The 14,098-nt window shown below is 42.2% G+C and carries 13 protein-coding genes; 7 read left to right on the top strand and 6 right to left on the bottom strand.

Features of this window, described 5'->3' with window-relative positions:
* Window positions 1–29 precede the first annotated feature (29 nt).
* Complete coding sequence (locus tag QYG89_RS12805; RefSeq protein WP_404317915.1) at window positions 30–854, top strand: cobalamin-binding protein; 825 nt, start codon at window positions 30–32, stop codon at window positions 852–854.
* A 150-nt stretch (window positions 855–1,004) separates the two neighbouring features.
* Here QYG89_RS12805 and QYG89_RS12800 read toward each other — a convergent pair whose 3' ends face one another.
* Both QYG89_RS12800 and QYG89_RS12795 read right to left on the bottom strand, forming a co-directional pair.
* On the bottom strand, window positions 1,005–1,322 hold the full coding sequence (locus QYG89_RS12800; protein WP_404317913.1) for a YuiB family protein: 318 nt from the start codon (window positions 1,320–1,322) through the stop codon (window positions 1,005–1,007).
* 335 nt (window positions 1,323–1,657) lie between these two features.
* On the bottom strand, window positions 1,658–2,878 hold the full coding sequence (locus tag QYG89_RS12795) for an NAD(P)/FAD-dependent oxidoreductase (RefSeq protein ID WP_404317912.1): 1,221 nt from the start codon (window positions 2,876–2,878) through the stop codon (window positions 1,658–1,660).
* 403 nt (window positions 2,879–3,281) lie between these two features.
* Here QYG89_RS12795 and QYG89_RS12790 point away from each other — a divergent pair, with 403 nt between their 5' ends.
* Window positions 3,282–3,923, top strand: coding sequence for an SDR family oxidoreductase (locus QYG89_RS12790; RefSeq protein WP_404317910.1), 642 nt, complete (start codon window positions 3,282–3,284; stop codon window positions 3,921–3,923).
* A 48-nt stretch (window positions 3,924–3,971) separates the two neighbouring features.
* Here the strand turns inward: QYG89_RS12790 and QYG89_RS12785 are convergent, their stop codons facing one another.
* Window positions 3,972–4,340, bottom strand: a complete 369-nt coding sequence (locus QYG89_RS12785; protein WP_404317908.1) for a HesB/IscA family protein — start codon at window positions 4,338–4,340, stop codon at window positions 3,972–3,974.
* Window positions 4,341–4,536: 196 nt separating this feature from the next.
* Here QYG89_RS12785 and QYG89_RS12780 point away from each other — a divergent pair, with 196 nt between their 5' ends.
* Window positions 4,537–5,238, top strand: a complete 702-nt coding sequence (locus QYG89_RS12780) for a DUF2225 domain-containing protein (protein WP_404317906.1) — start codon at window positions 4,537–4,539, stop codon at window positions 5,236–5,238.
* Window positions 5,239–5,462: 224 nt separating this feature from the next.
* Here QYG89_RS12780 and QYG89_RS12775 read toward each other — a convergent pair whose 3' ends face one another.
* Entirely contained in the window at window positions 5,463–5,699 is a 237-nt protein-coding gene (locus QYG89_RS12775; RefSeq protein WP_404317904.1) for a YuzB family protein, read from the bottom strand.
* Between the two features lie 363 nt (window positions 5,700–6,062).
* Between QYG89_RS12775 and QYG89_RS12770 the strand changes: the two genes are divergently transcribed.
* The 4 genes from QYG89_RS12770 to QYG89_RS12755 all read left to right on the top strand — a co-directional run bounded on the left by QYG89_RS12770 (window position 6,063) and on the right by QYG89_RS12755 (window position 11,140).
* Entirely contained in the window at window positions 6,063–7,130 is a 1,068-nt protein-coding gene (locus QYG89_RS12770) for an NAD(P)/FAD-dependent oxidoreductase (protein ID WP_404317902.1), read from the top strand.
* 327 nt (window positions 7,131–7,457) lie between these two features.
* Complete coding sequence (locus QYG89_RS12765) at window positions 7,458–8,948, top strand: spore germination protein (protein WP_404317900.1); 1,491 nt, start codon at window positions 7,458–7,460, stop codon at window positions 8,946–8,948.
* Window positions 8,949–8,969: 21 nt separating this feature from the next.
* Window positions 8,970–10,061, top strand: coding sequence for a GerAB/ArcD/ProY family transporter (locus QYG89_RS12760; protein WP_404317898.1), 1,092 nt, complete (start codon window positions 8,970–8,972; stop codon window positions 10,059–10,061).
* Complete coding sequence (locus QYG89_RS12755) at window positions 10,058–11,140, top strand: Ger(x)C family spore germination protein (protein WP_404317896.1); 1,083 nt, start codon at window positions 10,058–10,060, stop codon at window positions 11,138–11,140. The genes QYG89_RS12760 and QYG89_RS12755 overlap by 4 nt, the downstream gene beginning before the upstream one ends.
* A gap of 95 nt (window positions 11,141–11,235) precedes the next feature.
* On the opposite strand, the gene QYG89_RS12750 is transcribed toward QYG89_RS12755, so the two are convergent.
* Window positions 11,236–12,645 carry an NAD-dependent succinate-semialdehyde dehydrogenase gene (locus QYG89_RS12750; protein ID WP_404317977.1) on the bottom strand — a complete coding sequence of 470 codons (1,410 nt, stop codon included), beginning with the start codon at window positions 12,643–12,645 and terminating at the stop codon, window positions 11,236–11,238.
* Between the two features lie 46 nt (window positions 12,646–12,691).
* Window positions 12,692–14,047, bottom strand: a complete 1,356-nt coding sequence (locus QYG89_RS12745; RefSeq protein ID WP_404317894.1) for a sigma-54 interaction domain-containing protein — start codon at window positions 14,045–14,047, stop codon at window positions 12,692–12,694.
* Window positions 14,048–14,098 lie beyond the last annotated feature (51 nt).

Genomic DNA, 14,098 nt, shown 5'->3' with positions numbered 1-14,098 from the left:
AAACAAATGCGTTTAAAAGGAGAGACAACATGCGAATCATTTCCATTTGTCCAAGCAATACAGAAATTATTGAATTTCTCGGTTTGACATCCCAGCTGATCGGTGTAGATAATTATTCCGACTGGCCGGTCAATCTTGATCATTTGCCAAAGCTTGGATCAGATCTTGACATTGATATGGATAAAGTAGAAGAACTGCGTCCTGATTTAGTCATTGCTTCTTTAAGTGTACCCGGAATGGAGAAAAACGTAAAAGCACTAAAGTCACGGGACATTCCACATATCGTGATCAACTCGCATTCACTTGCAGAAATCGGTGAATCGATTGAAGAAATTGGGGCAGCATGTGAGGTGCCAGAACGAGGAAAACAGGTAGCGGAGCGATATCGTACGCAGTTAGCGCAGTTTCACTCTATTGCATCGCTCATCCACGAACGTCCCTCTCTTTATTGGGAATGGTGGCCAAAGCCTGTGTTTACCCCGGGAAGAGTTAATTGGCTGACGGAAATTAGCGAGCTGGCCGGTGCCCGGAATGTGTTCGCTGATAAGGATACAGCCAGCTTCCAAACTGATTTGGAGGAAGTAAAACGAAGAGAACCCGATTATATTTTACTTTCATGGGTGGGTGTGAGGACTGAAAAAATCAATCCAGCAGTTGTCCATAAACGGGAAGGCTGGAACGAACTGCCTGCTGTTCAAAAACAACAGATCGCCGTCATGGAAGAAGACTTTTTTTGCCGGCCATCGCCGCGCCTAATCATCGGTTTGGATAAGCTGGCAAAGATGATCCATCCAAACGCCTTTCAATCTGTTCCATTAGATCCATTATTTCAAAAAAGCAGCGAAGCCCGTTAATCGGTGTTCGCTGCTTTTTTGAAAGGCTTCATTAAACTTCCCCGCTGATTTCCGCTGCAGGCGGTGCTTTCTTCTCTTAACAGACACATTAAACCATAGGAATAACAGTACTAGAAAACTGAATAATAAAAAAACGGCTGCTATGAGCCGTTAAAACATTTGATATCCTTTTTGACGCAAGATTCTCATCGTGATGCCAGACGTAAACGCACCAATCAAGCCGCTCGTTAAAATAATAATGTCCGCCAGCTTCAATGCCGTCATCTTTGCTCCTAACATACCAAACGCTTCATTCGCGTTAAAAATATAGTCAAATGTGCTGATCCCATCCACAATCATGATCGTTACAAGCGGATAAAGAATCGCCATAATCCAAGTCATTCGAAGCAGCATATTCAGCAAAAAGCCGATGCCAAAGAATAGTACGAAAAACAGCAACACTGAAACAAGTAAAATCGCTATATGCATCCTGTTCCCCCCTAAATCACTATTGAATAGTGTACTCAATTCTACATAAAACGTCAACTATACGACGCTCCTGCTCAATCCACCTTTCTCTATTCAAAAGGAATCGAGCAAAAAAAGATAGATTCAATTAATTTAGTATGTTATACCGCCTAAAAATTCTAAACATAAAAACAAGTGAACATTTACTGGGATTCGTACTGCAAAACTAGGAGAGCAGACGAATTGAGCCAGAAACTACTCGATCAACTCTACTATTTATTTAACATAGCAAAAAAGAAGCCATCCCGAAAGCCAAGCTTTCAGGACAGCTCCTTCGTTCTTTTTCAATCTGCAGCTTACAAGATGTTAAATTTACCTTTTTTCAGTACGAGTGATGGTCCGCCAATCATTAATAATGCACGGTTATCGACCATTTTCTTCATGAAAGATGCTTTTGTACCTGTTACTTTCTTACCAAAAACAACACCGATCGCATCGTCATCACCTAAAGAACAAACTGTCCCTTTAATGTCCGGCTTGAATGTTTCAAGTTCTTCTGCATTGCCTTTTACGAGTCTTACTAAGTTGCGGGCACATACTTCCCCTTGCTGCATCGCAATTTGAGCTGTTGGAGGGTATGGGCGGTTGATTTCTTCATTAATAATAAGTGAAGAGTCACCAATAACGAAAATATCTTCTTCTCCTGGAGCACGCAAATCTGGATTTACTTTTACTCGTGCACGCATGTTATCAATTCCAGCTTTTTCAATGATCTCGTTGCCGCGGACACCTGCTGCCCAAACGACCGTACCAGCTTTAATTTCTTGCATTTCTTCGTCGCCTTTAGCCACTTTAATGCCCTCAGGAGTCGCTTCTTTAATCGCTGTGCCAATTTTGAATTCGACACCTTTTTTCTCAAGCAGTGCTACCGCATATTGAACAAGCTCTGGATCGAAGCCCGGAAGAACCATCGGTGCAGCCTCTACACAATAAATGCGTACTTTTGCATAATCAATATCGTATTCACGGCAAAGTACAGGTACACGATTCACAAGTTCGCCAAGGAACTCGATACCAGTGAAACCAGCACCGCCGACAACAATTGATAAACGTTCTTCTTTCTTCTCTGCTTCTGTTGCATATGTAGCAAATTGGTAATCAATGTGTTCGCGGATTTGACGGGCAGCATTAACATTAGATATTGTAAACGCATATTCCTTCAATCCTTGAATGCCAAATGTTTCTGATTCTCCGCCTAAAGCAAATACGAGGTAGTCATAATCAATTTCTCCCGTATTTAAGATGACTTTCTTTTCATCTTTTTTAATATCCTGCACTTCTGCACGGATAAATTCCACTTTGCTGCGGTTAATGACCGTGCTAATATCATAGCGGACACGATCATGGTGAAGCGTACCAGCAGATGCTTCATGAAGCCAAGTCGTTTCGTAATGATAATCATTTTTGTTTACAAGCACGATGTCCGCTTCGTCTTGGCCTAATGCTTTTTGAAGACGAGTAACTGTCATTAATCCACCGTAACCTGCGCCTAGAACAACAATTTTTGGTTTTTTCATAACGATCCTTGCCACCTTCTGTACATATTTTTGCGAATCATTCGCATGCGATTTTAAATAGTTTGTCAGTCATTCGTTGAAATTGTGATTTTTTTCACTAATAGTTGTAAAAAAACACAATCGTAATTGCGAAATTATAGCAAAGGCTTATCTATCTCAATAATATGCTTTTTAGACTTCTTTTTCAAGACATTTAGCGGATTTCATCCAATTGCTTTTCGTTCCATTCTTCCGGTTTTTTTTCGGCGGAAACAGGGTACATTATTTAACAAGAATGCTTTAAGAAAAGGCTTTGTTAAACTCCTTGTTGATTCCCGCTGCAGACATTCGCCTTCCGCTTCAATCAACAAAGGGACATAATCAACAATAGTTATTAACATAGCCTAAGAAAAAGGTGATTTTTTTGAACGTACTTGTCATCGGCGCAGGAGGACTAATTGGTAAAAAGATCGTGAAAATCCTTGCCGAAAGCAACCAGCATCTCGTCCGATCAATGATCTGCAAGGCCGAACAAATGGAGGAAATGGAGAAGCTTGGCTCCAAGGCGATTCTGGCGGACTTGGGGCAAGACTTCAGTTTTACAATGAACGATGTAAATGCTGTTATTTTCGCTGATGAACCAGATACATCTGCTGATCCCGGCAACATGATAACAATTGGCCAAGAAGGAGCAAAAAAAGCGGCGGACTTCGCGAAAGAAAAAGAAATTGAACGCTTTGTTTTGTTGAGCGCGCTGGGAACAAATACTCCCGGAAAAGCTCCACCCGCTTTACAGCCTTACTTAGACGCAAAAAAAGCGGCAGAGGAGCATTTAATGAAAAGCAAACTCAACTTTACAATCGTGCGGTCAGGCAGATTAACAAATGAACCAGGAACAGGTATGATCGGCTTAACCACGCAAGGTTCACCGATGGGAGGCGCCATCTCTCGAGAGGACGCTGCCCGCGTGCTCGTTGAATCCTTACTTGCCAAAGGCACGGAAGGAAAATCATTCGAAATTGTGAGCGGCAGTATACCCATTAAAGAAGCGTTGAAACAGGTGTAATGAATCGATTATAAGAAAAAGCGCCCTGAAGAGGACGCTTTTTCTTGTTTAACAATTCTCCGGCTTGCCGGAATTAGCAGCTGTGCGGAAGGATGAACCGCAGCCGCATGAAGCAATGGCATTCGGATTTTCAATGGTAAATCCTCCGCCCATTAAAGATTGTTTATAATCAATCACTGTTCCATTTAAAATGGGTGCACTTTCTTGATCTACAATAATGTCAATGTCATGTTGCTTGAATTGAATGTCGTCCTCTTTTATCTCGCGGTCAAATCCCATGCCGTAAGACAGGCCGCTGCATCCCCCGCCATGCACGGTTACACGTAAAGCGGCTCCTTCTTCCTCGTTTTGTTTCATCATCTCTTTAATCTGAAAAGCAGCTGCTTCTGTAATCTTCACTACTTCTTGTTCTTGCAATGGGATCCCTCCATTCTTCTATTGCTACTATTAGTATATACATCACCAAAAACCTTCTCAACCATTTAACTTCTAAGGTTCATAAAAATTCACGGAAAAGTTCCTTTTACATAGTTCTTTTTACACAAAAAGAGGTATAATCAATAAAGAAGATTAAGTAGATCGACTTATAAAAAGTATCTAGGAGGCAGTTGAAATGGACAATATCTCCCCTTTTTATGAAAAAGAAGAAAAATGCCACCTATGCCAGCAGACATTTTCATCCATAAAAGTAAGAAATCGTTTCGTCAAAGTAATGGGACAGGACACTGATTTAAAGCCTAAGTATGAAGATCCTGAAATCAATCCATTGCTCTATAACGTGAAAGTATGCCCTCATTGCGGATATTCCTTCACCGATGACTTCTCCAAGTTTTTTGCTCCCGGCACGAAAAATGTATTGAAAGAAAAAATTTCGAGCAACTGGGTTCACCAGGATTACGGCAGACAAAGAACCATTCATAAAGCGATTAACAGCTATAAACTCGCTCTCTATTCCGGCCTGCTGAAAAAAGAAAAACACTTAACACTAGCAGGACTGGCCCTGCGCACGGCTTGGCTTTATCGGGATGTATCAGAAACGGGTGAGGAAAAACGCTTCCTTGCTCTTGCAGCCAAACAATATGAAGAAGCATATATTAATGAAGATTTAACGTTAACATCGATGTCAGATGTAAAGGTCCTATATTTACTGGCAGAATTACACGTGCGAATTGATCAATGGGACAAAGCGGTCACCTATTTCTCAAAAGTGCTTGAAAAACAGCGCGAACCGAGAGAAAAACAACTCATTGAAATGGCACGAGACCGCTGGTACGAACTGCGGGACAACATGAAAAAAAACGAAGCAAACGTGTAGTAAGAAAAGCGGAAGCGCCTCGGTCAGCCCCGACAAGCAAATGTTCTTTCACCAAAGAAGCCGCTCTTTGGCTTCATTGGGAAAGGTTATTTGACCTCGAGGAGCTAGGCGCAGCTGGACAAAGAAAAGCGGAGGCGCCTGGAACGAACATCAACAGACAAATGTAAAGAATCATACAAAAAAGGATGCTCCTAAAAGTTATACTTTTGGGACATCCTTATTGATTAAAACATTGGATTTTCTTCTAGATATTCATAAATATGATCGACCAGCTCTTCTGGAGTTTGTCCTGTGACCGGTTCTCCATTTACGAGCGCATACAGCCCTTCTGCACATTTGGTACAATAGCCGAGACAACCATACTCAATGACATCAAGATTGGAATCTCTTTCTAATATTTCAAGTGCTTTTTGCGCACCGTTTGCTAAATTACTAATACAAAATTCAATAATCGGTTTCATTCTCCATTCACCTCTTTCCTCTATTCTACTATCTCTTATCCCTAGAGAAAAGCAGAAAACTTTAAAGTGAAAATACCTAATGTCTGTTGTGAAAAACGCTGTATTTAGATATACTCATGATGGCAGAATAAAATGAAACTTCCATGAGGGGGGGGAATTTCTTCATCCCCCTCATGGTTAGTTGAATGGACCGGGCGCTTACTGGCAGTTGATCCCCCACCTATGCTTCTTAGAAACAAGCTGAAGCCTCGAGGTAAGGGTCTTACTGCCAGTTAATGCGGGATAAAATCGTTTCGTTGCTTTAATCTTCATTTCCGAGAACATCAAAATTTAAATACATATTGTACAGAAAGGGACATGCAGATGAAAAATTTAGTACTTCTTGGCGGAGGCTACGGCAATATGCGTGTATTGCTTCGGCTGCTTCCAAATCAACTACCTGAAGATGTCACGATTACATTAGTAGATAAGTTTCCATACCACAGCTTAAAAACAGAATATTACGCTCTTGCAGCAGGAACGGTTTCTGATCAGGAAGTTCGGGTAACCTTTCCCGAGCATGCCCGCTTAAACCATGTATTCGGAGAAGTCACCGAGATTGACTTAGAGAACAAACAAGTCCTTATTAAAGATAAAGAAGCCATTTCATACGATGACCTTGTGATCGGCCTAGGGTGTGTGGATACCTATCACAACGTGCCAGGAGCTGAAGAGTGTACACACAGCATCCAAACGATTGATAAGTCTCGTCAAACGTACCAGACACTTTCCAATATGCCGGCAGGTTCCAAAGTCGGCATTGTAGGGGCAGGGTTAAGCGGAATCGAATTGGCAAGTGAACTGCGCGAAAGCCGCCCGGACCTTGATATTAAATTATTTGACCGCGGTCATCGAATTTTGAAAGACTTCCCGGAACGGTTAAGTAAATACATCCACAAGTGGTTTGTTGATCATGGCGTGGAAGTGATCAACAATGCCAACATTACAAAAGTAGAACCGCACACGATCTATAACCATGATGATGCGTATCCAATGGATGCGGTTGTGTGGACAGCCGGTATTCAGCCAAGTCCAGTCGTCCGTAATATGCCGGTCGAAAAGGACCGTTCTGGACGCGTCAAGCTCTCTCAATATCACAACCTGCCAAATGATGAGCACGTCTATGTCGTCGGCGACTGCGCCAGCCTGCCGCATGCACCAAGTGCTCAACTAGCGGAAGAACAAGCGGAACAAATTGTTCAAGTCCTTCTCAAGCGCTGGAAAGACGAACCGCTGCCAGCAGAATTGCCGGAAATCAAATTAAAGGGGATTCTAGGCTCCCTCGGTAAAAAACAAGGCTTTGGCTTTGTAGCTGACCGCGCGATTACAGGCCGGGTAGCACGTTTCTTAAAATCTGGCGTTCTTTGGATGTATCGCTATCATAACGGATAACTTAGGTGAATCATTCTCAATTTCGCTAGATTTTAATCCTGCGCACAAAACGAAAAGAAAACAGAATCATCTTTCTTTAGGAGCTGTTCTATAAGCCATCCGCTTATAGAACAGCTCCTTTTTCAATGTCCATAGTAAAGAACTTGATAGTTTTCTCAATTTTCATCTCATTAGCTTGGCTGAACCATCTTTTCTCCCTCATAAAATAAACCTTTTCTTTACAAACAGTTATATTTTTCTATGATCATGTTATAACCCTTTCTCCTCTTGTCCATAATAAAAGCTGACAGTCAAGTGAAGCAATAATGAAAGGAGGAAGAATCTTCAATGTGGAAAAAGTTCAATAAAGGCCGTTTACCCTTTCAAGCAAATGAACTGTCCGAACTACTAGCAGCATGTAGCGAATCATCAGACTTTCTCACATTTAAGCTTCATAAAAATTCCCCCTTTTTTATTGCCTATTTTAAAACATTAGTTAATTCGGAAACTGTTCATCACGATGTTCTTTCTATTCTTACAGAAAAAGAATGTTCTACGTTAGAAGAAATAAAAGAAAAGCTGCCCATCGAGGGGGTTACCATTACAGAGGCGATCCCGGACGTCCGAGAGAAGCTATTGACAGGGTCTCTGCTCATTTATACAGGGGAAAAGAATGCTTCTTGCCTTCTCGTTCCTGTACCAGATGTCCAGAAGAGACAAGTGTCCGTTCCGGAAACGGAATCTTCTGTACTCGGACCAAAAGTCGCATTTGTTGAATCGTTAGATACGAATCTAAACCTCATTCGCAATCGGCTGCATGTCCTGGAATTACAAACGAAAGAACTATCTGTGGGCAAGTTATCAAAAACCCGGGTGGCGGTCGTTTATGTCAAAGGCATCGCTGACGAGGAGAACGTTAATACCGTTATTCAACGGATTGGGGCAATCGATTACGATGAAGTCATCGACAGCTCGTTTCTTACACAAATGATGGCCGATAATGGACAGTCCCCCTTTCCGCAATTTATCGAGACAGAACGGCCTGACCGGGTGACAGGTATACTTTCTGAAGGCAAAGTGGCTATTCTTGTTGAGGGATCACCGATTGCCCTGACGGCACCAGCGACATTTTTTGAATTTTTTTCAGCATCTGAAGATTATTTTGCACTTTGGAATGTAGCTTCTTTTTTACGGCTGCTTCGTTTGTTTGCAATGATGCTCTCTATTTGGGGGACACCTGCTTATGTAGCCATTTTAACGTATCATTATGAGATGATCCCCCAAGATTTGTTGGGCACGCTTATTTCATCACGAGCCGGCATTCCTTTTCCTCCTATTTTAGAAGCGATTATTCTTGAACTGACGATTGAACTTCTGCGGGAAGCAGGGGCCAGGCTGCCGACAAAAGTCGGGCAGACGATCGGGATCGTGGGCGGGATTGTCATCGGAACAGCTGCCGTTCAAGCCGGGCTGACAAGCAACGTGCTGATCATTATCGTCGCGTTAAGTGCACTTGCCTCTTTCACCGCACCTGTCTATGGAATCACAAATGGAATCCGCCTGATCCGCTTTCCTTTTCTGCTGTTCGCCCAGCTGCTCGGTCTATTAGGTATGGCTGTTTGTGCTGCTTTTCTTTTAGCCCATTTGTTAAAGCTGACTTCTTTAGGACGTCCTTTTCTGGAACCATTATACCCGCTGCGTCTGCCGGATTTGAAAGATTCATTCATCCGTCTTCCTTTCAATAAACAGGAGAAACGGCCGTTGCTATCAAGACCCAAGGATGATTTTAGATTTCAGCCAAAGGCATTAAAGAAAAACAATTGGGACATTGACGATTAATTTAAACATGGAGGTGGCGGCATGCTGCCCTTACCATCAGACGACAAAAAAGTTTCCTCTTTCTTAGTTTTTTATATTATCATCTCTACGCAAATTGGTATAGGCATTCTAAGCTTCCAACGATATTTGGCGAAAGAAGCAGGCCAGGATGCCTGGATTTCCATTATTATCAGCGCCGTCTCTATCCATATTATTTTATGGATGCTTTACCAGATTTTAAATAAAGGAAACAACGATATTTTCGCTATTCACAAAGACTTGTTTGGCAAATGGATCGGCGGACTGCTTAGTTTAGCATTAGTTGCGTACATGGTTTTGGCAACAGTAACTGTCATCCGCCGGTATATCGAAGTCGTTCAAGTGTGGATGTTTTACCAGATGAGTACATGGTATATTACTTTCATCCTCGCTGTTCTCATCTATGTGTATGTGATCGGAGGATTTCGGGTCATTGTCGGGCTTTGTTTTTTCAGTTTCTTCATCCTGATTCCTTTACTATCGTTAAACATATTCGCTTTAGAACAGCCCCAATTTTCTTATCTGTTTCCTATTATGGAGCATTCAGCAAGTGATTTATTAGCTGGTTCTAAAGTAATGTCTTTATATTTTTCAGGATTTGAAACGATTTTGTTCTTTTATCCTTTTATAAAAAATGCCCCCAGCTCACAAAAATGGGCACAGCTCGGCATTGCAGTGAGTACCTTTTTTTATTTGTTCTCAGCCCTTATTTGTTTCGTGTACTTTAGCTTTAACCAATTAGAACAGACAATTTGGCCTCAAGTCACTTTATGGAAAATTGTTGATTTTCCTTTTCTTGAAAGGTTTGAGTATGCAGGGATTACTGCGTGGCTGTTTATTATTCTCCCTAATCTATGTATATATATGTGGGCTGCGACACGAGGAGTGAAACAACTATTTTCTATGAAACAAAAATATAGCCTAGTTCTCTTTCTTTCGATCGTTATTGTGGCAACTCCTTTCTTTAAAGAGCGGGCTCAGCTCTATTCATTAATTGACTTCATAGGAGTGGTGGCTATGTACGTCATTTATGCTTACATTCCTTTTCTCTTCTTCTACCAGCTGATTCGAAATAAATTGAGGGGAACATCATGAAATCTTTCGTATTGTGGAGCCTCTTCATTCTTATATTAATATTTAATTATTCCATTAAGCCGCAGACACTTGAAGATATCGAGCATATCTCTGCTGTTAGTTATGATTATGTGGACGAACATCAGATAAAGGGAACTGCTTCAGCTCCTTTTTATCCACCGGGACAAAATGTACAGCCCGTCCCCTCCTTCTTTACAGCCGTAGGTCGTACGATATTAGACATCCAGCAAAAGCAGCAAATGGAGGCTCAGAGGCCTCTTAGAGTAGGACGTCTGAATAACTTCTTGATCAGCAAAGAGCTTGCGCAACATGGAATTAAAAACCTTGCGGATCCGATTGGACGCTCCATCGCGATCGGCCGGGATGTGCATATGGCGGTCGTTGACGGAAGCGCGGAAGAGTTATTAACTTTTCCCTATCCTAATGCACAAAATACTGCCCAGTATCTTTCTCACTTCACGGCAGAAACGTTGAAAGACTTTATTCCTGAGCCGACTGTTCATGCTTTCTTATCTCAGTATAAAGCGTTCGGCCAAGACCCTTTCCTGCCTCTATTAGAGAAGAAACATGACCATATTCATTATAAAGGACTGGCTCTTTTCAAGGACGATCGGTATGTAGGATCCCTTTCTATACGAGACAGTACCTTATTTAGACTTCTTTACCAAAAGACAAAAGGGGGCTTATATGAAATCACGTTAAAAGATAACACATACGTGAATATTGAGGATATTCGATCAAAAGTAAAATATAAAGTATCAGGACCTGAAGACAATCCACGGATTACCATTCAAGTTTCTATGCTGGGACAGGTGAGGGAAGCCTCCAGCCTATTGGGACTGAACAAAAAATCTTCTATTCACAAGTTAGAGCAGGAGTGGAAGAAAGAAATGACGAATAGGGCAGAAAAGATGGTGAAAAAACTGCAATCCTTAGGCACAGATCCGCTGCGAATCGGTGAAAAAGTGCGAAGCCATTACAGAAATTTTGACAAGACAGGCTGGGATGAACGTTATCGCTCTCTCCCTATCGATTTTCAAATGAAAGTTGAAATTAGAAGCACAGGCATCGTGGAATAAGCTGACGATTGTTTAAGCAGAAATGATGAATAAAGAGGCCGTTCCAAAACCAGCAGATCTACCGATTTTCGGAACAGCCTCTTTTTTCTATTAAATTAAAGCCCTAAAGAAATGTATTTAATCTCTAAATACTCATCGATGCCGAAATGGCTTCCTTCGCGGCCAAGTCCGCTTTCTTTATAGCCGCCGAATGGAGCCTGCGCAACAGATGGAAGTCCATCATTTAAGCCGATAATGCCGTATTCAAGGCCTTCAGAAAGCTCAATTGCTTCCTTGATGTTTTCACTGAATACGTAAGCTGCTAAGCCGTATGGCGAGTTATTCGCACGCTCAAGCACCTCTTCAGTTGTTTTGTACGTCGCAATTGGTGCTAGCGGTCCAAATGTTTCTTCGTTCATGCAGAGCATGTCATCTGTTATATTTGTGATGACTGTTGGTTCGATGAAGAAACCATTCACTCCTTCGGCTTCTTTACCGCCGGCAATCACTTTTCCGCCTTTTTGCTTCGCATCTTCAATTTGGCTGATGACTTTCGCCACGGCCTGCTCATCGATTAACGGACCGATATCAATGCCTTCTTCGATTCCGTTTCCTAGTTTCAACTTAGCTACCTCTTGCTTGAATGCTTCCGCAAATTCCGCTTCGATTGATTCGTGTACGTACACTCTATTCGCGCATACACACGTTTGTCCAGCGTTACGATATTTAGAAGCAATCAAGTTCTTCGCTGCTTTTTCAATATCTGCATTCGCTGTTACGATAAATGGTGCATGTCCGCCAAGCTCAAGAGAAATTTTCTTCACTGTATCAGCTGCACCGCGCATAAGCGTCTTGCCGACCTCTGTAGAACCAGTGAAAGAAACCTTCCGTACGCGGCCATCTTTCATCCACGCTTCACTGATTTGGCGGGCGCTTCCTGTTACAATGTTAATAACCCCTTTTGGAATGCCTGCTTCTTCCGCTAATTCTACAAGACGAATCGCTGTTAAAGGTGTTTGTGTCGCTGGCTTAATCATTGCTGTACATCCAGCTGCCAAAGCAGGGCCGACTTTTCTCGTAATCATCGCTGCTGGGAAGTTCCATGGAGTAATGGCTGCGATGACACCTACTGGCTCTTTTTGAACGAATAAACGCTTATTTGGATGAGACGCAGGAATTGTTTCACCATAAATGCGTTTTCCTTCTTCTGCGTACCAAGAAATAAAGCTGTTCGCATAGCCCACTTCACCGATTGCCTCTTGTAGCGGCTTTCCTTGTTCTTGCGTCATGATCTTACCGATTTCTTCTTTATTTTCATCGATTAAGCGGTACCAATTCATTAAATGGTTCGCCCGATCATTTGCTGTCAGCTTCGACCATTGTTTTAACGCCCCATATGCCGCATCCGCTGCTTTTTCCGCTTCTTCTGTGCCGCCATCTGGAATAGTCGCGATCACTTCTTTTGTGGCTGGATTAATGACCTCAATTGTTCTTTCTGTTTCGATCCACTCACCGTTAATATAGATTTTCCAATTCTTCATCTCTTTCCCCTCTTTTCTCCCTATTTGTTCGTTACTCTTCTTCAATGTATTTCCTTACTTTTCTCGCAGCTGATGACTGGCTGATTCCGAGTGCTTTGGCAATTTTATACGTTGATTTATCTTTGTTGTATGCCTGAATGATCATTTTGCGTTCCACTTCTTCGATCATTTCTGGAAGAGTGGCTCCTGCCTCTGTTACTTCCTGTTCAAACATATCAGGCGGCAAGTCATTTAAAGTGACTACTTCATCTCCTGTAACGACGAGACGCTCCACCATATTTTCAAGCTCACGTATGTTCCCTTTCCATTCAAAACTGAGGAAGGCTTGTATCACTTTTGGGGAAAAACGGACAGTGCTTTGATAGAGTTGATTAAAATAGTCTAAAAAGTGATAGATTAATGGAACGATATCTTCTTTTCGTTCACGCAGCGGTGGAATTTGGATCGGTACCACGTTGAGCCGATAATATAAATCTCTGCGAAAACTGCCTCTGTCTACCATACTTTTTAAATCCTTGTTTGTAGCAGCAACGATTCGCAAATCTAAAGAAATGGGCTGCCGGCCGCCGACTGGGCGAATTTGTTTCTCCTGGAGGACGTGGAGCAATTTCCCCTGGGCAGCAAGCGGCAGTTCTCCCACTTCATCTAAAAATAACGTGCCGTGATTGGACAGTTCAATAAGTCCTTTCTTCCCTTCTCGGAAAGCGCCGGTAAAGGTACCGCCTTCATAGCCAAATAATTCTGATTCAATCAGCTGTTCAGGCAGCGCAGCGCAGTTAATGTCGTTAAGCGGCTGATCACGTCTATCACTTAACTGATGAATGAGACGGACAATTTTGCTTTTTCCTACACCTGTTTCTCCTAATAGAAGAACCGTTGAATTCACCTTAGCGATTTTACGGACGAGGAGTATGATTTTGTTCATTTGTTCACTTTTTGAGATAAGTCCGTCGAATTCAAGCGGTTCTTTTAATTCTTGCTTGTAGGTAGCCAGCTCATCTTCCATCTCTTCAATCTTGTTGCGCAGCTGCATGAGCTCTGTCAAATCACGTGAATAGCTGATGACGCTTTTTAATGAACCATCCGGATGAAAGATCGGTCTTGTACGCACATGAAAATAGCGGCCAGTATGAGACCTTTGAAATAATTCAATCGGATGCATACTTTCAATGACCTTCAATGTAGCCGATGGGTAAAAGATCCCCATCTTCTCCAAATCCTTCACATGCTTCCCGACTAGACTGCCGGCCTTTCGTTCGTAATGCTCCCGGCAAGTTGCATTAGCGAGAATCACGACACCCTTTGCATCCGTTACTAAAATTTCATCAAAAGATGATTCGAAAATATCAAATAATTCATCACGTGCAGGATCATGGAATGAATTCATGACACGCTTCCTCTCGAGTAGTATTGCTTTCATTATAGCAAAAATCATCCC

Origin of the sequence: Bacillus lumedeiriae, assembly GCF_044891285.1 — a bacterium.
Classification (GTDB): Bacteria; Bacillota; Bacilli; order Bacillales; family Domibacillaceae; genus Pseudobacillus; species Pseudobacillus lumedeiriae.
Note: the sequence above shows the minus strand (reverse complement) of the source record. Positions and strands in the feature narration are given on the sequence as shown.